Source organism: Ruegeria sp. YTSC199, from assembly GCF_059609725.1.
Window position 1 is genome coordinate 1 of the sequence record NZ_JBXWMF010000043.1, and the last position, 21897, is coordinate 21897.

At 54.1% G+C, this 21897-nt stretch carries 23 protein-coding genes; 8 read left to right on the plus strand and 15 right to left on the minus strand.

All coding sequences use genetic code 11. The annotated features are described in order from the left end of the window. Nucleotides 1-236, plus strand: a 236-nt coding sequence (locus tag AC2FEE_RS24405; protein ID WP_496868026.1) for a hypothetical protein, incomplete at its 5' end; no start/stop codon positions are given. A gap of 77 nt (nt 237-313) precedes the next feature. Here the strand turns inward: AC2FEE_RS24405 and AC2FEE_RS24410 are convergent. From AC2FEE_RS24410 to AC2FEE_RS24425, 4 genes are all read right to left on the minus strand, one after another. Beyond that, nucleotides 314-751, minus strand: a complete 438-nt coding sequence (locus AC2FEE_RS24410; RefSeq protein WP_496868027.1) for an SIS domain-containing protein — start codon at nt 749-751, stop codon at nt 314-316. A gap of 45 nt (nt 752-796) precedes the next feature. Continuing rightward, a protein-coding gene (locus AC2FEE_RS24415) for an IS5 family transposase (RefSeq protein ID WP_496868028.1) occupies nt 797-1554 on the minus strand; the annotation gives its coding sequence in 2 pieces (ribosomal slippage) (nt 797-1233 and nt 1233-1554; 759 coding nt in all). Between the two features lie 534 nt (nt 1555-2088). After that, the gene (locus AC2FEE_RS24420) at nt 2089-2409 is read right to left on the minus strand and encodes a DUF4377 domain-containing protein (protein ID WP_496868029.1); all 321 of its coding nucleotides are present in this window, start codon (nt 2407-2409) and stop codon (nt 2089-2091) included. Between the two features lie 82 nt (nt 2410-2491). Beyond that, complete coding sequence (locus AC2FEE_RS24425) at nt 2492-3502, minus strand: TAXI family TRAP transporter solute-binding subunit (RefSeq protein ID WP_496868030.1); 1011 nt, start codon at nt 3500-3502, stop codon at nt 2492-2494. Here AC2FEE_RS24425 and AC2FEE_RS24430 point away from each other — a divergent pair. Continuing rightward, nucleotides 3489-4298: a bestrophin-like domain gene (locus AC2FEE_RS24430; protein ID WP_496737748.1), complete on the plus strand. Its 810-nt coding sequence runs from the start codon at nt 3489-3491 to the stop codon at nt 4296-4298. The two genes, AC2FEE_RS24425 and AC2FEE_RS24430, sit on opposite strands and share 14 nt — an antisense overlap. Nucleotide 4299: 1 nt before the next feature. Beyond that, the gene (locus AC2FEE_RS24435; RefSeq protein WP_496737749.1) at nt 4300-4983 is read left to right on the plus strand and encodes an AIM24 family protein; all 684 of its coding nucleotides are present in this window, start codon (nt 4300-4302) and stop codon (nt 4981-4983) included. Nucleotides 4984-5208: 225 nt separating this feature from the next. On the opposite strand, the gene ypfJ is transcribed toward AC2FEE_RS24435, so the two are convergent. The 8 genes from ypfJ to AC2FEE_RS24475 form a co-directional block, all read right to left on the minus strand. After that, nucleotides 5209-6054, minus strand: a complete 846-nt coding sequence (gene ypfJ, locus AC2FEE_RS24440) for a KPN_02809 family neutral zinc metallopeptidase (protein ID WP_496868031.1) — start codon at nt 6052-6054, stop codon at nt 5209-5211. A gap of 187 nt (nt 6055-6241) precedes the next feature. Continuing rightward, entirely contained in the window at nt 6242-6427 is a 186-nt protein-coding gene (locus tag AC2FEE_RS24445) for a hypothetical protein (protein WP_496868032.1), read from the minus strand. 20 nt (nt 6428-6447) lie between these two features. Continuing rightward, nucleotides 6448-7446 (minus strand): HupE/UreJ family protein, encoded by a 999-nt coding sequence (locus AC2FEE_RS24450; RefSeq protein WP_496868033.1) that lies wholly within the window; start codon nt 7444-7446, stop codon nt 6448-6450. A gap of 8 nt (nt 7447-7454) precedes the next feature. Further along, on the minus strand, nt 7455-8318 hold the full coding sequence (locus tag AC2FEE_RS24455; RefSeq protein WP_496868034.1) for a peptidyl-prolyl cis-trans isomerase: 864 nt from the start codon (nt 8316-8318) through the stop codon (nt 7455-7457). Between the two features lie 70 nt (nt 8319-8388). Continuing rightward, nucleotides 8389-9168 (minus strand): hypothetical protein, encoded by a 780-nt coding sequence (locus AC2FEE_RS24460; RefSeq protein WP_496868035.1) that lies wholly within the window; start codon nt 9166-9168, stop codon nt 8389-8391. 22 nt (nt 9169-9190) lie between these two features. Continuing rightward, nucleotides 9191-10090: a SphA family protein gene (locus AC2FEE_RS24465; RefSeq protein ID WP_496868036.1), complete on the minus strand. Its 900-nt coding sequence runs from the start codon at nt 10088-10090 to the stop codon at nt 9191-9193. 157 nt (nt 10091-10247) lie between these two features. Next, nucleotides 10248-12128, minus strand: coding sequence for a DUF3604 domain-containing protein (locus AC2FEE_RS24470; protein ID WP_496868037.1), 1881 nt, complete (start codon nt 12126-12128; stop codon nt 10248-10250). Nucleotides 12129-12138: 10 nt separating this feature from the next. Beyond that, nucleotides 12139-13971: a DUF3604 domain-containing protein gene (locus AC2FEE_RS24475; RefSeq protein WP_496868038.1), complete on the minus strand. Its 1833-nt coding sequence runs from the start codon at nt 13969-13971 to the stop codon at nt 12139-12141. A gap of 217 nt (nt 13972-14188) precedes the next feature. Between AC2FEE_RS24475 and AC2FEE_RS24480 the strand changes: the two genes are divergently transcribed. Continuing rightward, nucleotides 14189-14884 carry a Crp/Fnr family transcriptional regulator gene (locus AC2FEE_RS24480; protein ID WP_496868039.1) on the plus strand — a complete coding sequence of 232 codons (696 nt, stop codon included), beginning with the start codon at nt 14189-14191 and terminating at the stop codon, nt 14882-14884. A 49-nt stretch (nt 14885-14933) separates the two neighbouring features. Further along, the gene (locus AC2FEE_RS24485) at nt 14934-16013 is read left to right on the plus strand and encodes a hypothetical protein (RefSeq protein WP_496868040.1); all 1080 of its coding nucleotides are present in this window, start codon (nt 14934-14936) and stop codon (nt 16011-16013) included. A gap of 394 nt (nt 16014-16407) precedes the next feature. On the opposite strand, the gene AC2FEE_RS24490 is transcribed toward AC2FEE_RS24485, so the two are convergent. The 3 genes from AC2FEE_RS24490 to AC2FEE_RS24500 all read right to left on the minus strand — a co-directional run bounded on the left by AC2FEE_RS24490 (nt 16408) and on the right by AC2FEE_RS24500 (nt 19940). Next, nucleotides 16408-17643, minus strand: coding sequence for a phosphoribosyltransferase family protein (locus AC2FEE_RS24490; RefSeq protein ID WP_496868041.1), 1236 nt, complete (start codon nt 17641-17643; stop codon nt 16408-16410). Then, the gene (locus tag AC2FEE_RS24495; protein WP_496868042.1) at nt 17643-18701 is read right to left on the minus strand and encodes a DNA-processing protein DprA; all 1059 of its coding nucleotides are present in this window, start codon (nt 18699-18701) and stop codon (nt 17643-17645) included. Before AC2FEE_RS24495 ends, AC2FEE_RS24490 begins: the two co-directional genes overlap by 1 nt. A 234-nt stretch (nt 18702-18935) precedes the next feature. Next, the gene (locus tag AC2FEE_RS24500) at nt 18936-19940 is read right to left on the minus strand and encodes an HNH endonuclease signature motif containing protein (RefSeq protein ID WP_496868043.1); all 1005 of its coding nucleotides are present in this window, start codon (nt 19938-19940) and stop codon (nt 18936-18938) included. A gap of 297 nt (nt 19941-20237) precedes the next feature. On the opposite strand from AC2FEE_RS24500, the gene AC2FEE_RS24505 reads away from it, so the two are divergent. From AC2FEE_RS24505 to AC2FEE_RS24515, 3 genes are all read left to right on the plus strand, one after another. Further along, nucleotides 20238-20786 carry a hypothetical protein gene (locus AC2FEE_RS24505; protein ID WP_496868044.1) on the plus strand — a complete coding sequence of 183 codons (549 nt, stop codon included), beginning with the start codon at nt 20238-20240 and terminating at the stop codon, nt 20784-20786. A 3-nt stretch (nt 20787-20789) separates the two neighbouring features. Continuing rightward, nucleotides 20790-21137: a hypothetical protein gene (locus AC2FEE_RS24510; RefSeq protein WP_108862339.1), complete on the plus strand. Its 348-nt coding sequence runs from the start codon at nt 20790-20792 to the stop codon at nt 21135-21137. After that, nucleotides 21137-21897: hypothetical protein (locus tag AC2FEE_RS24515; protein WP_496868045.1), on the plus strand; the 761-nt coding region annotated here is incomplete at its 3' end. The genes AC2FEE_RS24510 and AC2FEE_RS24515, both read left to right, overlap by 1 nt.

Genomic DNA, 21897 nt, shown 5'->3' on the forward strand with positions numbered 1-21897 from the left:
GGACACACGACTGTACTGACAGACCATCGCAACCGCAAAAAACGCTTGCAATGCAGGAGCCATCCACACAGGACATCCAGCAGCCAACCGAGATGCTGCGGTCAGCCCACAAAGCCGCCATTCGCAGAAATGACCGCGCTCAGGCGCAATCTCCTTCATTGCCAGGTGTAATTACCCCAAAGAAATGGGATCTGCGTGTTGACCGACGTAATGGAACGCTGCCAAAGAATCTTTGATGTCGGTTTCCATATCTCTGTACCTCGCATCGAAAATGCGAGTTATTCAAGGTCGTTGGTTGCGAAACATCGCTTGATCAGATTGTTGTCGTGACCTTGTTTAGTCCCTCAGGCGCATCGGCATTTTCACCCAATTCAAGCGCCAGCCGCTCAACGAGCTTGTAGAAAGCCAGGATCTGGATGAGGGGCGTGAGGAATGCGTTGTCTGTATCCGGTACTGCAAGGTCAGCGGAGTCATCACTGGAGATCAGAAATGTATCTGCGCCCTTCTTGCGAATGCTGTCGGCCGTGGAACGTGCGGACGAGGCAGATTGGTCGCTCGGGTCAAAGACCAGCGCCGCAAACTTACGCTCTGCCAAGACCACAGGACCATGTAAGACCTCTGCCGAAGAGAACACCTCGGCATGAATGCGGCAGGTTTCCTTGAGCTTCAATGCAGCTTCGGCTGCGACGGCCAAGCCGGGGCCCCTGCCTACAGTAAAAACAGACCCTGCACGGGCAAGCGCGAATTGCACTGCGGACCAATCGCATTCCAATGCTGCGCGTGCTAGGGTCAGGACTCATAGCCAATAGATGACGGTAGCCGCCAGTGCGATGGCTGAGAGGAAGACCTTTGGGCACCTGTCGTATCGGGTTGCCACTCGCCGCCAATCTTTCAGCCTTCCGAACATGATCTCGATCCGATTGCGACGTTTGTAGCGACGCTTGTCGTACTTCACCGCTTTCTTCCGCTGCTTCCGGCCTGGGATGCACGCGCGTATCCCTTTGTCTTTCAATGCTTCCCGGAACCAATCAGCGTCATATCCGCGATCCCCAAGCAGCCATTCGACATCTGGCAGGCTGCTCAACAATGCCCGTGCGCCGATGTAATCGCTGACCTGCCCAGCCGTCACAAACAAGTTGAGTGGGCGTCCCTTGCTGTCGCAGATAGCGTGCAGCTTCGTGTTCATGCCGCCCTTGGTCCGACCGATCAGGCGTCCACGCCCCCCTTTTTGACGCCCAAACTGGTCGCTGTGCGGTGCGCCTTCAGGTAGGTCGCATCTATCATCACGGTCTTATCTTCGCCGTGCTCAGCGGCCAATCCGGCCATCATCCGGGCGAAGATGCCCTTGTCGCTCCAACGTTTCCAGCGGTTGTAGAGCGTCTTATGCGGGCCGTATTCCTTCGGCGCATCGCGCCAGCGCAAACCATTGCGATTAATGAAGACTATCCCGCTCAACACCCGCCGGTCATCGACGCGGGGTTTGCCATGAGGCTTTGGGAAAAAGGGCTCAAGACGCGCCATCTGGGCGTCGGTCAGCCAAAACAGATCAGACATGTTCACCGCTCGTTTTTCGAACCGTGAATCACGCAACCCCGCAGAAATCAATGGGTCCTGACCCTAGGGCTCGGTGTCGCCTTTCACTGCCTTACACATGACAAAGCACCCGAGTCTGCTGAGGGCTCCTTGCTGTTATAAGATCAGTTGCAGCATATGGGTTTGCGGAGCACTTCCGCTACGAAAAGGCGGCCCAGAGCCGACCTTGAACCTGGTCAAAGGATGCTGCAGCCGCAGCCCGCATTGCCGCCATTCGCCGCAAACGCGAAACTCAAAGCAGTTGAGGGTCAGGAGTTCGGTACGAAGCCGCCTTTGTCTCTTGCCACTATTGCTGAGGCAGAAAACCCTCGCTCTCGCGGTGCGAGATTTTGGAAGCGCAGCGAGCTACCCGTCTTCGGGTGGCAATTGCAGCGTCAAGTTTTGGGATGGTTGTTAGCTTGGAACCGTTCATGGCCAAACTGAACTTCCGAAAGTGGTACAGCCCATCGATCACGACTGGTTGCGATGCGAAGGACCAATGCTACCATGAGCGCTTCAATCTTCGCAGGGTACGCGCGTGAATACGAACGCTCCGAGATCGGCGGGTATTGGCTCGGGTCTCTTGGTGAGCAAAACGCAAATTTTCGCGGCCTGTCCATCGATATGCCTGTATCCGACTATGCTCTCATAGAAAAAATCGCCATTGATCACCAGACACCGCATGGGCGCAACTCCGACGCACGGCACTCTATCGGCGGCAATCTCAAACACCAGTTTTTCCTCGTCATTGCCTGCATTCGCGCTCGGCACCGAAAATGCGCAGATGACCGCTATGATCGCAGTCATCAGGCATCCGAAACATTTCGATTTGCTCATAAAAATACAGGTGCCTCATACTTGTTAAATGTACTCGCCGCAGTACCGGGTGCCGAAGCTGAAATGCTGCGACTCCAACAACTTAGTTCTGAACCAAAGAAACCCCCGGATGATCAGGTACAGGCATGTTCAGAACCTCTGGATTTTTTAAAATGGCTACGTCCAATACAGGAAGATCAGCGGTCAGTTTCTGATGTGCATCTTCGATCGCATCCGCCAGATCGGCGACAAGGCTGATTTCAACCCCATCGCGTGCCACAAGAGCGGCGACGACGGAAATCGTAGTGATCTGTCGACCCGGTTGTCCATAAGGTTCCATGTCAATCTCGGCCGCTTGGTATACCGGGTTTTGGTTGAGGAACTCTGTAATGCTGGGGCCCGCGACAGATACTATTGTCGCCTCACACCTGTCTAATGCCTGTTGGATCAGTTGATTGGGGTGCCCCATCACAAAGATACTCGCATCAATGCGCCCCTCGCAAAGCTCTTGCAGTGCATTGGACGGCTCCAGTTCGTAGGTCGTGCCAAACAAATCCAGCCCGAGCCCCATTTGGTCAAGGAAACTTCGAATAGACGCGTTCCTACCGGATGCAGATCGCCCGATGTCAACAGCTTTGCCGCGCAAATCACGAATTGTTCGGATACCTGAGTTTGGGGCTGCCAGGATCGTTACCGCCTCTTTGAACAAGGGGGTGACGACGCGTAGGTCGTCCATTGCCCCATCTTTTGCGAAAAGGGTCGTGCCTTCGAACGCAGCCTGCTGCCAGTCGGACTGTGCGATCGCAAAATCCAGCTCACCCGATTGCATCATTTTCAGGTTGTAAACGCTGCCCGGAGTAGGCTCTGGACTGCATCTTCGCAACGAGTCGTCGCGCGCGTTGAAGGCATCGCAGATCGCACTGGCAACAGGGAAATAATTGCCCGCAACATTCCCTGATCCAATGCTGAAGACCTTGACCTCCTGAGCGGTCAAAAATCCGGGAAAAAAAAGGGAAATACCCAGGAAAACGCCGAATAATCGTTTTGTCATTGTTCCAACCAATCGTACTGTTTCTAAGGTATTAACAAGTGGCAGAGATATGCCTGATTTCATTTATGACATCCCGACCCAAAGCTTGGCTATATGGTTTGTTTTGATCGCTCTTGCTGCGGTTGTAGTCGGGTTGTTTATCGTCAAACCCATTCTTCGTATTCTTCTCGGAACGGGGCCCGATTTCAACTCATCAATAAACTATGTGACGTCCGGATTCAGCTTGTTTTACGGCCTTTTGCTGGGTCTATTGACGGTCGCGGCTTACCAGAATTCCGAACGTACCAAAGAAAGCATTCTGCTTGAGGCAACATCCCTCGGATCGCTTTATGCGCAGCTGAACGTCTATGCCGAACCTTACCGCAGCGAAGTGAAGCTGATCATGCGGGACTATGTCCTCTACACCATCCATAGCGAGTGGCCGGCCCACCAAGAGGGTGAGATTCTGAACGGTGGATACAATCGCGCAGAAGCCATTCGCCGCAAGCTGGCCGAGTATTCCCCCGAGACCGGGGCTGAGCAAATCGTTCACACCGAAGTTGTGTCATCCTTTCAGGACTTTTCCGATGCACGGCAGCTGAGACTGGCCGGTGTTGGAACCGCCATTCCCGACGTGCTTTGGCAGGCTGTTCTGGTAGGTGCCGTGATCAGTATCCTGTTGATGACCATGTTTCGGATCAGGATCCGGCAGCACCTTGTCCTTGGTAGCATCACGGCGGTTTTTCTGGGTGTGATCCTGTTCGTCATCGTGACGCTTGATCGACCCTTACGCGGTGGCGCGGCGCTGCAACCTGAACCCTTCAGGCTTCTCTGGAGTCGCCTGATGGTCTGGGATGAACCCCCGGGCGAAAGGTTCTGATATGGCCAGATTCGACGTTACAAATGTTGAGGGGATGCGCCAGTTGCGCATGCATCTGGATGAGGAGACGGTTCAAGCCGCCCGGGGCGCGTTGTCAAACTTTCGCGGTGACATATCCTTTACACCCAGATTGCCCGGGGTGGGCGATATCTTTCGCAACATCTTCGCCCGTGAATCCCGGATCAGGCCATATTACAGCGGGACCGGAACGATCCATTTGCAGCCATCGCTTGCCGGGTTTCACGTGTTCGACGTTCATCCTGACGAGAAATGGATTCTGGAACCCGGCGAGTACTGGGCGAGTGAAGGATCGGTAAAGCTTGGCCTGCATCGCGACCCGATGCTGGCCAGTTGGTGGGCCGGTGATGGCCTGATCGCCTGGAAAACAACATTGCGCGGTGCCGGCAAAGTAGCGATCAACGCGCCGGGTCCGGTGGAGGAGATTTCGGTGACAGATGGAGAACTCAAGGTGCAGGGTCGCCTCGTTCTGGGCCGCACATCAGGGCTGCGGTTTCGGTCTGTCCGGTCGGCGCGGTTTCCCCGGAACCTGATTTCCGGCCAAACCCGGCTGCGGTTGTTTGAAGGAACCGGAAAGGCGCTGGTGTCATGGACGCCTTACTGGAACGAGTACCTCCACAATCAGATGAGTGGTGGGGACCATATCCGGGGGTCTTTGTTTGAATAACCCAAGGGCGCTTTTGGCAGGACTCAAACCTTGTTGCCTTGATCATCGCAGCGGGAAGCCATCCGCGGTGATAAGGCCCGTCTCTTCCACGATCCAACCGCGTGCGATCAGGTTGTCCTTTCCAGCGCGCCGGAAATAGACAGCGCTGCAACTGATCCCAATGCAGGCGCCAATGTCGTGCAGACAGCTGCTATCAGTCTGGATTTCATTCGTTTCCTTTGAAGGTCAGAGTTGTCTTGCCGCGAAGGTGTCGCAGCTATTGGGGTTTCCGGATTTGTAGCCCCTGTAAAACCAGTTTTGCCTCTGTTCGCTGGTGCCGTGGGTAAAGCTGTCTGGGACCACCACGCCTTGTTGAGCGCGTTGCAGTGCGTCATCCCCGATGGCAGCAGCCGTGTTGAGCGCTTCTTCGATGTCACCGGGTTCCAGCACCCCAAAGCGTTGATCCATGGCCCGTGCCCAGACACCGGAATAGCAATCCGCCTGAAGTTCGACACGAACAGACAGGGCATTCGCATCCGCTTGGCTGGACTGTCGTTTGGCTCGGTTCACCTGATTTAAAATCCCCAGGCTGTGTTGCACATGATGGGCCACCTCATGGGCAATGACATAGGCTTTGGCAAAATCACCGCGCGCGCCCAGTCGTTGCTCCATGACCTGAAAGAAGGACGTGTCCAGATAAACGCGCTGATCAACCGGGCAATAGAACGGGCCGGTCGCGGACATGGCTCGCCCGCAGGCTGAATGGGTCCGGTCTGCAAACAGGACCAACACCGGCGGCGTGTATTGAATGCCCGAGTCTCTGAATACTTCACCCCATATAACTTCGGTGTCTGCAAGGACGACGGCCACAAACTCCTCTGTTTCATCGTTAATCTGAACAGGCGCATTTGCTTGCGGAGGAGCAACCTGACCCCCGCCACTCAGAAACGGCGTGATATCTACACCAAAAAACAGGCCGATCACCAGGACCACAATCAATCCGGTGCCGCCCATACCGGCACGAGACGCCCCACGTGATGTGTGGCGTCGGTCGTCGATGTTTTTGCTTGTGCGTCGTCCTTTCCAGCGCATGTGGCCGCCAACCCATTCGGGAGTTTTAAACTAACTTCTGACGGCTCCCCGATCTACGAGGTTTGAACGGGGAACCGATCCGGAGTTCCAAAGTCTGAAGCAGTGACCGCCGATCCTAATGGACGATATCGGGTGTCACTTCGCCACCACTCAAATTGCGCTCAGGACTTTGGCGCTTCCGAATTCTTCAACCGTCGATCCCTGCGGTATCGCGTGCAGTCTCAGCCGGTGTACACCGGTTGCTGACGCCGATAGTCGCCTGTTGGACCTGACGTTTCGCGGCCTTTTCCGGTGTGCAATCCGGGTCCACCACATCACAGCCAGCAAGCGCGACCACGGCGAGCAGCGTCATGCTTCCAAGTGCTTTCATCATTTTCCCTTCCTTCTTTTTGATCAAAACCCAGCCAGCCGCTCGGCCAACCAGAACGCGGCAATGCATCCGATCGGATATCCAAGGATTTGGCGCGACGGGCATTGCGCCAAAGACCAGCCCCAAACCGCTTGCGCCACTTTCCTGACCGTCAGGAACGCACCCAGTACGGCAAAGATGAACGCCAGCTGCCCCGCCTCGACTCCAAGATTGAAGGCCAGCAAGGCTGCCGGGATGTCCTGTTCTGGGAGGCCGATCTCGGCCAGTGCACCGGCAAAGCCCAGACCGTGCAACAGGCCAAATCCAAAGGAAATCACCCAGGGAAAGCGACTGGCCAGCGTCTTGGGTTTGTCGTCAGAGCGCAGTACTTCGGTCGCGAGAAAGACGATCGACAGCGCGATTATAGCCTCAACGGGCGGGCCCGGTACGTTCAACACGCCAAAAGTGGCCAAGCCCAGCGTGATCGAATGCGCGAGGGTAAAGGCGGTCACCGACCAGATGAGCTGGCGCAGATTGCGGATCAATACCAATAGAGCAAAGACGAACAACAAGTGGTCCCAACCCTCCAGAATGTGCTCGAACCCCAGAACGCCGTATTGCCACAGAGTTTGGAGCAAACCCTGCTGCGCCGGCAATGTCACCGAAGGCGCGCCCGGGGTCAGACGGAAGGTCGCCATATTCGCCGTGTCGAGATAGCCAACCCGCAGCAACACGTCCGTGCGTTGCGCATCGAGTCCTTCGATCAGGATCGTGTTTCCTCGCAAATCCTCGGTACAGGTCGTGCGCCAAATCTGTGTCCAAGCGCGACCGTCAAAAACGGCGGCCTCAAAAGTAGACGCTGTACAGGTGTCCGGCAGCGTTACGTCGACATCCATCGGCGAGCCCTGCACATCGGGTTTGCGCCAAAAGACATGCCAGTCAGTATCGGTTTCCTGCGAGATCTCCAGATAACCGGGCTCCAATGCATGGGCATGGGAAAAGGCGGGCACCAGAAGCGCCGCCAACACCGCAAGTAGAGGCAACAGATGCCTCATGATTCACCCGCAGACAGCACCGCTTCAACGCGTTCATGTACTGTGTAGGTAGATCGCAGATTGTCGACGAATGTTTGCGTTGCCTTTTGGGTCTGTTCTTCCTGCCAATCCGCCAGCACGCGATCACGGATCGCACCTAACGGCGGCAGAGTCGCCTCCCATTTGTTGTCCAATCTCACCAGATGCGGTCCGAAGGACGACTGAACGGGTCCGCTCCAATCCCCCAACGGCAACTGCTGCACCCGTTCAAAGAAACCAGATCCGAAATTTCCGTCGACTGAGGTGCGGACGCTCAAGTCGAACCCGGAAGGAAGCAGCGACGCCTGCCCCAGCTGACGATGATCTGCCCCTTCGGCCAAACGTTTTTGGGTATCCGCCACGAACGTATCGGTCGGGCTCTGCCCCAGATACACAAGACTGACAGCAACACGGGCCGGGGTCGAAAACCTTTCGGAATTTTCCGACAGATAGGTTTGCAATACCGCGTCATCCGGGCGCGCAGCACGCGCCTGAGAAGCCAAAAGAAACTTCATCTTCTGAACCAGCCGGTTGCGGATGATTTCATCATGGCCATCCAGCCCCAGCGCCATCGCTTCACGGACCAGAACTTCGCGGTTCAGCCAGTCATCTTTGAGCTGTCCCAACTCATCAGCATCCGGAAGACGCCGCCAAGTGTCTTCGAACTGGCTGGTCAGAAAATCAACCTGCTGTTGGTCGACAACGATTACCCGCATATCTGGTCCCGCATCCCATTCTGCAGGCTGCGCCAGCTTGAACCAGCAGAAGATCGCTATACTGAGAACCGCGAAATGGACAAACGGCTCCTTGACGATCCGGCGGAATAAACTTTGGCGATGCATCTGTTGCTCCACCATTCGTGGAGGATTCGTCGTTCGCCGACTCACGTTCATCAGATCATTATCCAATTCTTCAACCACCCTTCGGTACCAATAGTTTCAGCGTAAAGCTGACGGTGTCGGCCGCCGAGATCGCATCATCGTCAAAGTTGTGTTCGTAGGACAAGGACCACTGCCACGGCAGACCTCGGCCTTTGACGAGCTTGGACACCTTGACCCCCAATGGAATGCTGCTGAAATCGCTGGTCTCCCAGTCGTAGACAAAAACCATCTCGGATGTCCCTGCCGACCAACCATTGCCGAGGTTGTAGTTGAAGACAGGCTGGGCCGTAGACAAGTTGACATCGGGCCGGTCGTCATCCCCGGCAATAGTGAACAAGTTCTGGTTGAATAGGCCCCAAAGCCCCCACTTTTCCTGCTTTGCAAAACCGGCCGCTGGACCCAATGCCCATTTCTCCGCACTCAGCCCGTCCTCACCTGTTGGTAACAGGGCTACGGCACCCACACCGAAACGACCCCATTGTCGATCAAACGTCACAAGGTCAAACAGTGTGGTGTCACTCAGTCCCGACTGCCCGGTGGCACTGTCCGTCACATAAGGCAGCGTAAGCCGCGCAATGTGGTTGGTTTGTCCCAGCGTGAACGGGATCGCGGCGCGAAATTGCAACAGACTGCTGTCTTCGGGCGAGTTGTGCAGATTGAACGAATGAAATCCCTGAAGCTGGAATGACATGATCGAAGCAGTCGGGTCATTGGCAGCCGATTGCAGCGATTCCGAATTGTCCTGCGCCTGAACACCTGAAGGGACCAAAAGAACAGCCACCAAACACGACAGGTAAATTTTCTTTGACACGTTTAACACCGTGATTTCAATTTCAGAAAGACAGAGAGATCACGGCCGACAGGATATCGCTTTCGAACCGCCGTTTTGCTGCAAACTCATGCGTATATTTGAGCTTTAGGGAGGCGTCGGCTCCCAGCAAAGTTCCGCCATCATAGGTGACAAGCGGGCCAATACCGCTGACCTGAGCCCGCAGGCTGCTGGTCCCCAGGGCGATCCGGGTGAGCTCGGCGCCTGCACCACTGTCATCTTCAAGCTGATGGTAAGTGTACCCGGCAAGGCCAACCCCCCAGCCCGAGCGGAAGCGTTGCACAACGGCTCCTTCTAATTGAAATGCAGGAGCAGTCTGATAATCGGTCGCATCGTTTTCTTCGCTGAACAACAGGCTGGCCGCGCCTGAAACCTCAAAACCACGTTCCGGAACGAACCAGGTCGCGGCAAAGAAGGGCTGGAAAGACCAGACATTCTTGCCTGCATTCAATACTTGGACGCTGCGCTGCTGAATGTTAATAGATGCGGTATTGTATTCGCCAGTCGGGGCATAAACGGTCAAGCCCGTACTGTAATGCAGATTACCGCGGTGCCAACCCACCAAACCGGTCAGGCTGATGTCCCCGAAGCTGGAGAGCGTGTCGTCGATCATAGCGCCCTGCAGAGGAGGGCGGATCGCTGTGAACGTGAGTTCAGCAACAGGAAATGGAACAGTGAGGTTTATGGCAGGGGTCCCGCCAAATAGCTGCGCGTCGAAAACCTGAGTTACACCCAGTCGCCAGAGATTGAGCTCGAGGTCTGCGTCTGCTGCAATCGGAAGCCCTGCAAGCGAAACGCCGTCCACGCTGCCGTCCAGATGGTCGAATGTCAGGCTTGTGTAAGTTCCTGGCTCGGGCACGAAACCGGCAAACGTATCTCTGGTTCCCAGAAAATAGGCGCCCAACCCTCCTTCAACCGCAATCGCTGGTTTTACCGGCAGAACTATAAGCGCAGCAATGGCCGTAGCACCCATCGCTGAGCACATCTCGCGCAAAAACATCTTCATTTGTCACCTCGTTCTAACTTCTTGACGCGTTTGCCGCGCTGTTTGCTCTGTCGGATCACGGCGTGTACCAGATGGGCGATGTATAGGCCCGATCCTGAATTGACTCGGGCGCACTTTCCGGGAGTTCGACGCCAAAGAACTTGCGGTCATAGGTCGTCCAGCGCGGGGTTGGAATTTCCAAAACCCGAACATAGTAGAACGCACTTTGCATTGGATCGAAATCCGGGTCTTCCCAAAAGCCACCCAATATGGCCTGACCGATATCGTTGGTATAAGTGGCTTCTCTGGCATTGACGGTATTGCCGACCGAACCGTCGCAGATGCCTTCAATCACTTCGCGGCCTCCGCAAGAGACGTCATAGACTTTCTCGGATGTGGTCCCATCTGCGTTCAGCCAACCCTTGATGATCTGAACGCGGTCTAAATTGGCCCCGTCCGGGTCACGCAAGGCCCGCACAAGGAATCGCGGCGCGCGACTTTCGCTCTTACCCAGATCACCCCCCATAGGTACGCCATTGGCGTAGCCATGCGCCGCGAAGTCTGACCGAGGCAGGTCAGATTCTTCAAAATCGTAACCCGCAAATACACGTACGCGGATGCGCGTGCCCGAAGTTGCATAGACTTCTTTGCGCTGCATCGCATCAAATATGGCTTCGCGCGTATTCTCGCGCGCCCATACGGCGGCCAATCCAGACGCTGAGGTTTGCCAGGCCTTAATTGCGTTTTCAGGAGCGCCCAGCCTTCCGGCGATGGTCTCTTCAAAGCGGACCGGGTCAGCCGTTGGCTCAAGCTGGGCCACTTTGCCAAAAAAATTGTCTTCGCGCGTTGTCGGCAGTGACGTGTGTGCGTCAGTTGATCCAATCATGCCGAATTTGAATGGGTTCGCACCCAACTGCGCTTCATAAGCCAAACCGCGTCGCAACGCCGGACGTACATACTCATTCGGCAACATCTCGGGCGTTTTGGCATCAGCTCCAAAGTTGGCCGTATCCCAAGTCTCAAAATCAGCAAATGGATCATCTGGTGAAAGCATTGGATGCGCTTCGCCATCCCCCTTCATCTGGGTGACCTCGTACAACGGTTCCCATCGGGCCCGACGCTCGGCATAGGCTTTGTCGATGGGTTCATCCGAGTCATACCGGGTGTCATCGAACATCAGCCCGTTAGAAAGATTGCCGTTGTGCGGAATTGCCAAAACGCGCCCACCGGTTTCCACCTCCAGAGCCTCCATCCAGTCCCACAGAGCTTCAGGGTTTACTCCTGAGTCTGACGAAAGCGGAACGCGGCTGTTAGCGACATCCTTGCCATCCCTGTAGACAACCACGCGGTGCATATTGTTGCCGTTTGGTGTCGATGACCATTCGAACCCAATGATCGCAGAAAAAAGTCCCGGCTCATTTGCGGCATCGGCCGCATCAATGGTTTCTTCCCAAGGCCCTCGGGAAAATTCAGGGTTGTTCGAATATGGATTCTTGCCTTCGAACCGGGACCCGGCCCAAAGGTTCCACGCTTCTCCGGCGGCCTCGGCAGATCCATCCTGGACATACCCATGCAAAGTCCGACCAAATTCGGTATCCAGAACAGCAGGGTCGTCTCGTTTCAGCATCGGTGCTACGCCAAGTCCCTCAGCGTGGTCCGAAATCACAAGCCAGTCCAAAGGGCGCACGAGACGAACAGGTACACCCATCGAAGACACCACCTCTTCTCCTTTGGCGAATTTGAACGCCTCGGCGGGACCCAGGTTGTTTCCGATCATGCCCGCATCCGGCGAGTAGGAGGTGTGCAGATGGGTATCGCCAAACAGCACCTGATTGGGAAAATCCTGTTGAGGATAAGGTGAATACTCACGGTCGCCCGGATTCCACGGCGGCGCATCCTGAGCGAAGGCCGCAGAAGACACCGCCATGGCCGATATAGTTAGTACTTTCAAATACATGGTGAATTCCTCAGGATGGCGTGTACCAGATGGGCGAAGTGTAGGCGCGTTCCTGGATCGAAACCGGAGCACCCTCGGGCAGTTCGGTCCCAAAGAACTTGGCGTCAAAGGTCGTCCAGCGCGGCGATGGAATCTCAAGCACGCGAACGTAATAGAACGCCGATTGCGCGAGATCGAAATCCGGGTCTTCCCAGAAGCCTGCAAGAATGGCCTGACCGATATCGTTGGTCCAGGTGGCCGTTTCCTGATCCACCGTATCACCGACAGGACCATCGCAGTCCCCGTCAACCAACTCGCGCCCGCCGCAGGCAATGTCGAACACCCGCTCGGTGGTTGTGCCGTCAGCATTCATCCAACCTTTGACGATCTGGATGCGGTCCAGATTAGCCCCATCTGGATCACGCAGGGCCCGCACCAAAAAACGCGGCGCACGATCATCGCCCGAGGCGACTAAATCCGCACCCATCGGAACTCCGTTTTCATAGCCATAAACGTCAAAGTCCGAACGCGGCAGATCAGTTTCCTCAAAATCATATCCCGCAAAGACACGGACCCGCATCCGCGTCCCGGTCGTTGCAAAAACCTCGCGCCGCATCATCGCGTCAAAGATCGCTTCGCGCGTGTTTTCACGAGCCCAGACAGCGGCGAGGCCCGAGGCCGAGGTTTCCCATGCTTTGATCTGGTTGGCCTCATCGCCAAGCCGGCCGGTGATGGCCTCGTTAAACCGCATCTCATGGGCCGAAGGCTCAAGAGCCGTGATCTTGCCAAAGAAGTTCTCTTCCCGCGAAGTGGACAGAGACGTGTGCGCATCCGTGGACCCGATCATCCCAAACTTAAACGGGTTCGCGCCAAGCGCGGCCTGATGTTGGAGACCCAAACGATAGGCGGAGCGCGCATATTCACGGGGCAGCATTTCGGGGGTTTTGACCTCGGTCCCGAAACTGCCTTTGTCCCATGTCTCGAAATCGGCAAACGCGTCATTCGGGGAAAGCGCGGGATGGGTTTCTCCGTCCCCTTTCATTTGAGTTACTTCATAAAGAGGCTCCAGACGCTGCCGACGCTCGGCATATCCGGCAGACAGGGGCTCTCCAGAGAACCGTTTATCGTCGAACATCAACCCGTTGGACAGGTTTCCATTATGTGGGATGGCCAGAAGCTGGCCACCGGTTTCCGACTGGTATTCCTCCATCCAGTCCCACAGCGCCTCGGGATCATTGCTGAGCTCATTGGACAGCGGGATACGGGTATTCGCCTCTTCCTTGCCATCCCGATAAACGATGACACGGTGCAGGTTGTTGCCGTCCGGCGCGGAACTCCACTCATACCCGATGAAGGCCGTAAATCTGCCGGGCACATTGGCGTCTTCGGCAGCATCGACGATCTCTTCCCACGGAACCTTGGGGACATTTTGATCCGAAGCCAGATGGTTCGTGCCTTCATACGCGCGGCCGAGCCAAAGGTTGTACGCAGCCTGGGTGCTCTCAATCGTCTTCTGACTGACCAGTTCGTAAAGTTCTGCGCCCAGGGGGTCTTCCAACAATGTCGGATCAGCGCGTGTCAGCAGCGGCGCGATGCCAAGACCGTCGGAATGATCGGATACCACCAACCAGTCGAGTGGTCTCTGCAATCTGGCGGGAATCCCAGTGGACGCAACCACCGTTTCGCCCTTGGCGAACTTATAGGCGTCCGCGGGCGACAGTTTGTTAAAAACCAGCCCGGCATCCCAAGAATAGGACGTGTGCAGGTGGGTGTCGCCAAAGAAGACCTGATTGGGAAAACTCTGTTCCGGGTAAGGGGAATACTCCGCTCTATCTGGCGCAACATTGGGCGCATCCTGCGCCATAGCCGAATGTGCTATTATGCCTGCAATGCAAGTTACAGCAACGCAACTGATCGCAGAAGTCGAGAATAGAAGCCCACGAGAATTCTGAGCGGAATGCATCTCTAATGTCCCCATAATATTGTTTATTATCAGGTAATTACGATATTGTAACGCGGACGTTATTAAGCAAGGCTAACAGAACGGTTTGCCAAATACTTTCCCATACGGGGTAATTGAGATGAAGAAATCCGAGGTTCAGCTTTTTCCTGTTTTCTCCTCTGCCTGGCTCCAAGGTGTTTCGGAAGACAGCCTGGAACAGCTTAAACAGATTTCGGAAATCGCCGTGTACAAGGACAAGGAAACGATTTACGCAATTGGTGGCCCGCAAAACTTTCTCTACGGCACCGTCTCTGGAAAGGTTCAGGTTCGCCTCGCCCTGACCGAAATGGAGCCGGTTCTGGGTCACATCCACCACCCCGGTGCCTGGTTTGGTGAATCAGAGTTATTGCTTGACGTTGACGGTTTGGTGGAGATGAAGGCCGCAGGCGACGTCAGATTGGTCAGGATCGCGTATTCCCGGTTTCGGCCACTGGCAAATGCTCGCCCTGATCTGTGGGAGGCATTTGCCCGCCTCAGTACGATGAACCAACTGCTGGCCATGTCCGCGGCCAACGACCTTGCACAGCGAAACACCCGAAAACGCATCGCTGCCGCGCTTTTGCGATTGGGCGGATGGCGTGGCGTTTTGCAGGGCGCTGAACCGACAGACACCGTTGTTGCCAGCCAGCAGGAACTTGCGGATTTGTCGAATATAGCGCTGTCCAAGATCTCGGTGTATTTGGGAGAAATGGCAGGCGAGGGTCTGATACGCCTTGAATATGGTCGTACCGTCTTGATCGATCTGGACGGGTTGCGGCGCGTGGTTGAGGAGTAGATTGATGGGTACTGGTCTTTGTCAAAATCGTAACCAGTTTTGGAGAAAGATGCCCCTGCCCTTTTCTTGGGTTTTCATCGTTTTTTCGATCTTCTGTTTTGGGCTATTCGGCCCGCGTTCGGCTTTGGCATGCCAAGTTTGCATCACGCTGCCCGAGGCCTCATTTGCGGACCACTTGATCACGGCCGACGTCATCGTCATGGCAGGACCGGCGCAAGACAACCCATTCAAATTTGTCCCGCGTCAAATCATTAAAGGCGCACTAGACGATCTGGAGAGATTTCCTGAAATTCCTTTCTTGATCGACAGCACAACCCGCGCTGCTTTCCGCGCTGACCCCGAAATGACAGTTCTGCTGACCTACGGAACCGTTGCCAAGGATGGTGCCGGACGCGGCTTGTCTCGGAAGTGGACAAGGATATTCACGCTGACCCCTGAGCGCGAAAAATTCCTGGTTGCGCTTTGGGCCGAAGCCGAGCTGTGGCAGGGCCACACTACGGCATCCAATGCGCACGTTGCGTTTTTTGCCCGATACCTTTCGCACCAAGATCGGGTGCTAAGAGATACTGCCCTAATAGAAATCGACCGTGCACCTTACGCAAGCATCCAGACGTTGCGTAACACAGTTGCGGCAGACGCGTTGTTGCGCGAGTTCGACAGTCTTACTCGCATGAGCTTTGTCCCGATCGCGATCCGATTGCTGGGCCTGCAGGTCGATGATGACAAAGCCAGAAAAATTGTCCGATCACGTTATCCCGGGTCGGTTCTTCAAGGCTCGGGATATGGGTATGATTGGGCTCTGGCTGGGATATCTGTCGATGGGTCAGACGCGATCATGGTTGTCGACGCCGCGTTAGGGTCAGCAAATCTCAAACAGGACCATAAACGATCTCTCATTCGCGCCTTGGCTGACTCCGGTACAGTGTCACCTGCCCTCAGAAATCAGATCATCAGGATTTTTTCCCGCGAGTTGGAACAGGATCACTCGTCGGCTTTGGAGATTGCGATTGCCATGCGCGATTGGAATGAGAAACGTCTGGACAGCCAGTTCGCAAACTTGCTCGAAAACGAAGACGTTGATCCGGTCACTCAGTTCGTCATTCAAACCAAATTGGCACCAAAAAACTGAATGCCAACAGTGTTTCCTCAGTGTGTTGAAGCGGCGCTACGCCTGCGCGCGACGTCGGCGATTGCACTAGCGTATTTTGTCACACAACGGTTTGGGTAGCGAGTTAGAGCAACTCTAAGTCTTGAAAAGCTGACCTTCGTGCAGAGTGCGGCATCGATCAAATCGGGCTCACTGCCGCCATAGAGGCAAACGCAGCATCTGCTCGATAGGTCCGACTGGTTCAGATGGAGACGGCCCTAAACCGCCGTTCAACCATAGTCACCGTCGCCGCGGTGCGGCCCCTCAGAGGAGACATTCGCTGCAAGCGCAAAGCCGACGTTCACAATTGAGTTTTTCGTATTCGGAAATGCACAGTAACGTAGGCCTCATCGAGTTCAGCTTGCGGACCTTAGAATTAAACCCCCAAACCCCAGTTTTGATAATCCTCATAAGTCTTCGCCAAGTCGTACATAGCCATGTGACTCTTGATTGAGTTTGCATAAGAATAAGAAGTTGTTGGAACCCCAGAAAAGCCACCTGTTGCATTGTAAGGATCTGCGACGGGCGTGCCACCGTAAATGGCATTGTAGTTGCTGTTAATGGTTTTTAGCCAAGCTAATCCAATCATTTTAGCACCTGCCGCTTGGAAATAGGCTCTTGCTCCCTCAAATGAATTCCCAGACGTACAAAAATCATCCACCACGAGCACAGTTTTCCCTCGTAGCGACACCGGGTTCTTATATGGCTCCTTGCCGATACCTTTCCGCGGTTTTCGGTTCAGTTTGATAGTATTCAATTGGTTAACCACATCTACGGCAACATTTGCCGTGCGGGCAGTTTGAGATTTGGTCGCGGTTGTATGCCGTTGGATCAGATCAGGCAGAAACTTTTTTCGAACAGTGCCTGCGAGAATGCTCAATGCACTTTCAACTTGTGGCGGCCCTGAAGTTATTGAATGTCCGGGGTAACATGTAACGTAGTCAATTTCGTCGACTAGGCCTGACAAATATACTCGAGCCGCAAGCAAGCGTCCCCAAAACTCGTCATCATCGATGCCAAATTTAGCTGTATCTTTTGCTCCTTGGCTGTAGTCAAATGCCGCCTTGTAACGTGCTGACAACGTGGAATACGGACCTAAGGCATACGCGCGAAGATCATTGTCCTCGATGGCCCAAAACCAATCCGTGAGCCGCAAGCATAAACAGTCTAAAAAGCGCCCCACATCCTCCGGTGACGCAAATTGAAAGCCATATGGGTTTTCTTCTCCGTGCCAAAGTGCATTTAGGAACAGAACCCTTCCGTTGTTCGCAGTCTTCATGTCATCGGTAGTGTTTCCGACGTAGACTACTTCGTTGTGCTGCCAACCTTCGGCAGCCAAGATGTCTTGGATCGCTTTAGCTCTCGGCTTGTAGTCCATGTTTTGGCCACCATAGTAGAACGTTTGTTCCCCAAGACGTTCGTTAATCAACTCCTCAAATGGTTTCTCGCTCGGCTGTAAGACCCAATGACTATTCGAAGCAAATACGGTCTTGATTCCTCTGGATTGCAAAAACGAAATTAATTGCACAGTCCGCTCAAACAATGGCGTGTTGAACTGCCTTTGAACAAGCACTCCTCTCAGCGAGAAGATTACACCCTTTAGTCCTGCCATTATTCCTCAAAAAGCTCCATCTGAGGCTTTTGAGATTCGGGCACGTAATATTCGGCTTCTAGGCATTGAGCGACAAAATCCTTGAAAGCTTCGCCTTCATCGGGAAGCGTGAAAATATAGCCTTCTTGATCAGGAAAACGAACTTTTGTTTTGTCCCAGCTTGGTAAAGTCAATCCTGCAATTGGGCGCCTTAGATCGCGTGCGAAACGGACTGTATGTGCGGTCCCGCTACGCGGTGCCCATTCTACCGGCACCAGAACTTTACCCAAAGCTGCTTGCAATCTGTTTCTTTGCACAAAACTTGATTTGCTATAGCTTTCGCTCGGCAAATATTCCGAGACGACGGCTCCTCCGGCTTCGATTATTTGTTTGCGGAGGAACTCTGAACCACGCGGATAGTCATTCAAAATACCCGTTCCAAGAAACGCGATTGTTGGTACGCCTTCTCGCAGCGATGCCTCGTGGATAGTCTGGTCAATGCCATCGGCTAAGCCACTCACAGTAGGCACACCCCAAGCCTTTAGACAGTACCCTACGTATTGGCACAACCACATGCCACCATCTGAAGGCTCTCTGGTCCCAACGACGGTCATAGATGGCTGGGAAAGGACGTCCACCGAACCTTGTACAAACAGCCAAGGAGGTGGACTAGATAAACAAAAAAGCGACCGAGGAAACTGATCATCATCCGAGAACAAAACGGTAATGTCATCCCGAGAAAACGTGTCTAACAAGGACCTGGCTCGGGTTAACGCCTTATCACGGACTTCCTGCCAGCTAGAACCAGATTGGCCAGAAATTCGCGCGCCATGATGTCGAAGATAGCCCAAGGCTTCGTCGGTATTATCTGTCTCTAAGACCTCGTGAAAAGTACGTCCGTTATTTTTTATCGAATTCAGGGTTTTAGAACCAACACCTTTGATCGCACCAAGCGCCAAGAACGCGTACAAACGATCTTTGGTCGAACGGGAGGTTTTTTCCGCGTTATGCAAAGCGCTGTTTTGCGACTGATCGCTCCATTTGTGCATCGAATAAGTTATGTCTGCGCGAACGCTCATTATTGCCCTCGCGAGGCTCTCAATTGTTGCTATGAAGTTCGCACATTTCCACCCCATGTTGCAAGTGAGTCGCGGGCGCAAATAGGCATATATTGCGCGTAGCCATTTGGTTCCGCCGATATGTTGGATTTGACTGATTAGGCCTGAGCGGGCCACACAGCGTCTAAACGGACGCCGGGGTTGAGCCCCAACCGGCGCGGGCTAAAGCGGCCCGCGCGTTTATGTTGTGACTGATTAGCAGTAATCATCCATGCAATCGTTGTAATCGTCGCCAGTAAGTTCGCAGAAGTGTTTGAGCGCACCCTGCAATGTGAAGAACTGGTATTCGCTGCGATGGTAGAAAAGCTCCCCGCGAATGGTTACGTGGGCCACCGCCCAGTGCTTAATTGCATCCGAACCGGGGTTATGGGTCAAGACAACCAAGGCGTCGTCTGTGAGTGAACGTTGGACAACCAAACTCTGGTAGATGTCATTTCTGGCGAACACCTTACCAAAATCTAGGTTGATAGCGTATTGCGTGAGAGCGTCCTCTGACACCGCTTTGGGGCATTCCGGAAACTCCGTCGGAACTCGCCATTTGACCTGCACAACCGATGGCGCCAGAGACTCGTATTCCTCCGGCTCCGGTTCGAAATCAGCTCGTTCGCGTGTGCCATACAGCCATTCGCCAACAGCACCGCCACTTGGGACCGATCCGCTCTGAGCCCATTCCTGGAAGCGCGACTTTGTTCGTTCGGCTTCTTCCTTCGTTACGGTTCGCATCCAAGACACATCCGGGAACACCTTATCGCTCTGAATCGCCCCCGGGTCGGTGAGAAAGGCTTCGATTGACCCATAGACCAGTTCTATTCTTCTGGCGGTTATCTCGTTTAGCAGGGCATTCTCCAACCGTGTGAGCCACCGCAAATTCTCCGGCCGGTTATTGGCACGGTTCGTGTCGATATGATCGACTACATGCTGATCTGTCGGTGGCCGACCATGAAAGGCCGAACAGACAATTCGATGGACCTGCACTCCAGCGATAAGGTGGTAACCGGTGGTTTGATTCTGTCGGCCAAATGTCCACTTTTTATCTAAAGGTCGAGCACGCTGACGATATTGGTTCAAGCGGTACACTGCACCGTTATCTCGGACTCTATATCGTTCGTCGCGGTATTCGACTTCGACTTCCTTTTCGTAGACTTCTAACAAATGATCTTGATCGCCCGCAGGCGTGCTTTTCGGATTAATGTCTGGCATTACACTCTCCGGCGTAAAGTTGCCTCGGCCTTCCCCGGGCTGCTCGACCCAGTGCCGGTTATATATGGCAGACGTGAAACAAGACGCCAGGCGCTGCCTTATGCTCTGAAGCGCGGATACAAGATGTCGTACGAGCCGGGCAGGAGTCAACCACAACATGTCTCAATGAACTAAGCGAACAGGGTGCCTTGTTGCGAACGCGGCATGGTGCGCATCGTCTGGGCGATAGCTTGACAATCGCGGATCAATCATTTATCTCACTGACATCAGTGAGAAGGATGAGTCGTGAAGTTAGGAATGCAACAATATGCCGTAGACGGTGTGCTTGCAGGAGCGACCTTGGGTCAACAGGTGTTCATGAAACTCCTCGATGACTGCAAGGTGGCTCCGCCAACTCCGTCAGTCTTGCTGGTGGATTTCGTAGAAGTTGAATTGGCTACCGCAAGCTTTCTTCGCGAAAGCGTCTTCGCTTTGAAGGATCACATGCGTGCTCGGAGTTCCAATTGGTATCCGGTTTTTGCAAATGTCATGCCGGAAGTTGAAGAGGAGTTCGCTGTCTTAACTGAAGCAAAGCGCGACGCTGTCATTCTTTGCAACTGTAATGCCGCCGGAACCATTTCATGCCCTCGTTTGTTTGGCGACCTTGATCCGAAGCATGCTCGTACTTTCGAGTTCGTTGCAAAGGAAGGTGAGGCCGACGCGGGAAGCTTAGCCGTCACATATGGCGCGCAAGAAGAATTAGAAAAACCTACTGCCTGGAACAATCGACTTAAGTCGTTGGTAGAGCGCGGCGTACTTATGGAAATTACAAAGGGGCGGGCGAAAACCTATCGTCCTGCATGGTGATAAATGGGCACGAACCTTCAAAAAAGAGCACAAAAGACCTTCACGAAACACGTCGACAACGCGATGAAAGAAGTTTCGACAGCCGACCTTTTTGATGAAACACCTGAGGCTTGCCCGAGGCAGTTCGTCGCCGAACCAAAGCAAAACGCGGATCTCTGTGCTGGCGACACGGTCAATATTGAAATGGATGGTACGACGTTACTCGGAACCCAAGGATCAGACACTGTTTTTCGCGTTGAAACCCCCCCGCCCGACGTGGTGTCGCACATAGTGAGTAACAGTGGCATCGCCGAGGCGAACATATCAAAGGTGAATCCGCTTTCGGGGACTGTCGAGGTGAATCTGTGTTGATGAACGGATTTGGTGCCAGAAAGCTAGAACTTCCTTCAATCAAAAAGCTAACACACGACCCGGACAGATGGGAGATAAGTATCTTCTGTAACGATTGTGCGGACTTCGAAAGATGCGGTGGTATTGCGACGCAACTTGGCGGGCATTGTTACATGCATTGCTGCGGCGGAAAGGAGGGTTGCCAGACCGTCTGTCGAAACAATCCTGAGTTTGTTGCCCAGACGCGAGAGATCGCGGGTTTTGACTTGGCAAACGTACCAAGAACGAAACCCATTAAACAGCAATCACTTGCTGGAACCGCACCACTTCTTGCCCACAGAAAAATTCGAAGATCGAATGTCTCGTCTGAAATCGTCGCTGTCAAACTTCGAGAAATAGTCCAGCTCAAATCAGGACAGCTACGCTACCATAGCTATGCGGAACTCGCAGAGGCATTGAGGTTCTATCCAGGAACAAAGGTTATTGTGACCGGAATTGAACAGGACAAGTGGGTGGAACCGTGGTGGAGTTTGGGTCGCGAAAAGCGCCGAGAGCTACTCCGTGAGCTTGTTTGCCTCGGAATATCTCTTGTCACGCCTCCCAATTTCAGCCTGTTCTGTGATCAACCAAGGCCAAGTGATTTTAGCGCCATGAAGCGCATTGCTCTCGTGCAGTCAGAATTCTTAGAGGCAGGGATTCCGTGTGGGTTCTGTTGCAAAGTTTTGAGCCCGCCGAGCAGTTTCAGCAATTGCTCGGGAGTCAGGCTGCGAGCTCAGCGAAC

Excerpts from the sequence above, each read along its gene's own strand:
- AC2FEE_RS24420 (WP_496868029.1), bottom strand. The coding sequence starts at position 2,409 with ATGAGCAAATCGAAATGTTTCGGATGCCTGATGACTGCGATCATAGCG.
- AC2FEE_RS24430 (WP_496737748.1), top strand. The coding sequence starts at position 3,489 with ATGCCTGATTTCATTTATGACATCCCGACCCAAAGCTTGGCTATATGG.
- AC2FEE_RS24425 (WP_496868030.1), bottom strand. The coding sequence starts at position 3,502 with ATGAAATCAGGCATATCTCTGCCACTTGTTAATACCTTAGAAACAGTA.
- AC2FEE_RS24435 (WP_496737749.1), top strand. The coding sequence starts at position 4,300 with ATGGCCAGATTCGACGTTACAAATGTTGAGGGGATGCGCCAGTTGCGC.
- ypfJ (WP_496868031.1), bottom strand. The coding sequence starts at position 6,054 with ATGCGCTGGAAAGGACGACGCACAAGCAAAAACATCGACGACCGACGC.
- AC2FEE_RS24445 (WP_496868032.1), bottom strand. The coding sequence starts at position 6,427 with ATGATGAAAGCACTTGGAAGCATGACGCTGCTCGCCGTGGTCGCGCTT.
- AC2FEE_RS24455 (WP_496868034.1), bottom strand. The coding sequence starts at position 8,318 with ATGCATCGCCAAAGTTTATTCCGCCGGATCGTCAAGGAGCCGTTTGTC.
- AC2FEE_RS24470 (WP_496868037.1), bottom strand. The coding sequence starts at position 12,128 with ATGTATTTGAAAGTACTAACTATATCGGCCATGGCGGTGTCTTCTGCG.
- AC2FEE_RS24475 (WP_496868038.1), bottom strand. The coding sequence starts at position 13,971 with ATGGCGCAGGATGCGCCCAATGTTGCGCCAGATAGAGCGGAGTATTCC.
- AC2FEE_RS24480 (WP_496868039.1), top strand. The coding sequence starts at position 14,189 with ATGAAGAAATCCGAGGTTCAGCTTTTTCCTGTTTTCTCCTCTGCCTGG.
- AC2FEE_RS24485 (WP_496868040.1), top strand. The coding sequence starts at position 14,934 with ATGCCCCTGCCCTTTTCTTGGGTTTTCATCGTTTTTTCGATCTTCTGT.
- AC2FEE_RS24490 (WP_496868041.1), bottom strand. The coding sequence starts at position 17,643 with ATGGCAGGACTAAAGGGTGTAATCTTCTCGCTGAGAGGAGTGCTTGTT.
- AC2FEE_RS24495 (WP_496868042.1), bottom strand. The coding sequence starts at position 18,701 with ATGAGCGTTCGCGCAGACATAACTTATTCGATGCACAAATGGAGCGAT.
- AC2FEE_RS24500 (WP_496868043.1), bottom strand. The coding sequence starts at position 19,940 with ATGCCAGACATTAATCCGAAAAGCACGCCTGCGGGCGATCAAGATCAT.
- AC2FEE_RS24505 (WP_496868044.1), top strand. The coding sequence starts at position 20,238 with ATGCAACAATATGCCGTAGACGGTGTGCTTGCAGGAGCGACCTTGGGT.
- AC2FEE_RS24510 (WP_108862339.1), top strand. The coding sequence starts at position 20,790 with ATGGGCACGAACCTTCAAAAAAGAGCACAAAAGACCTTCACGAAACAC.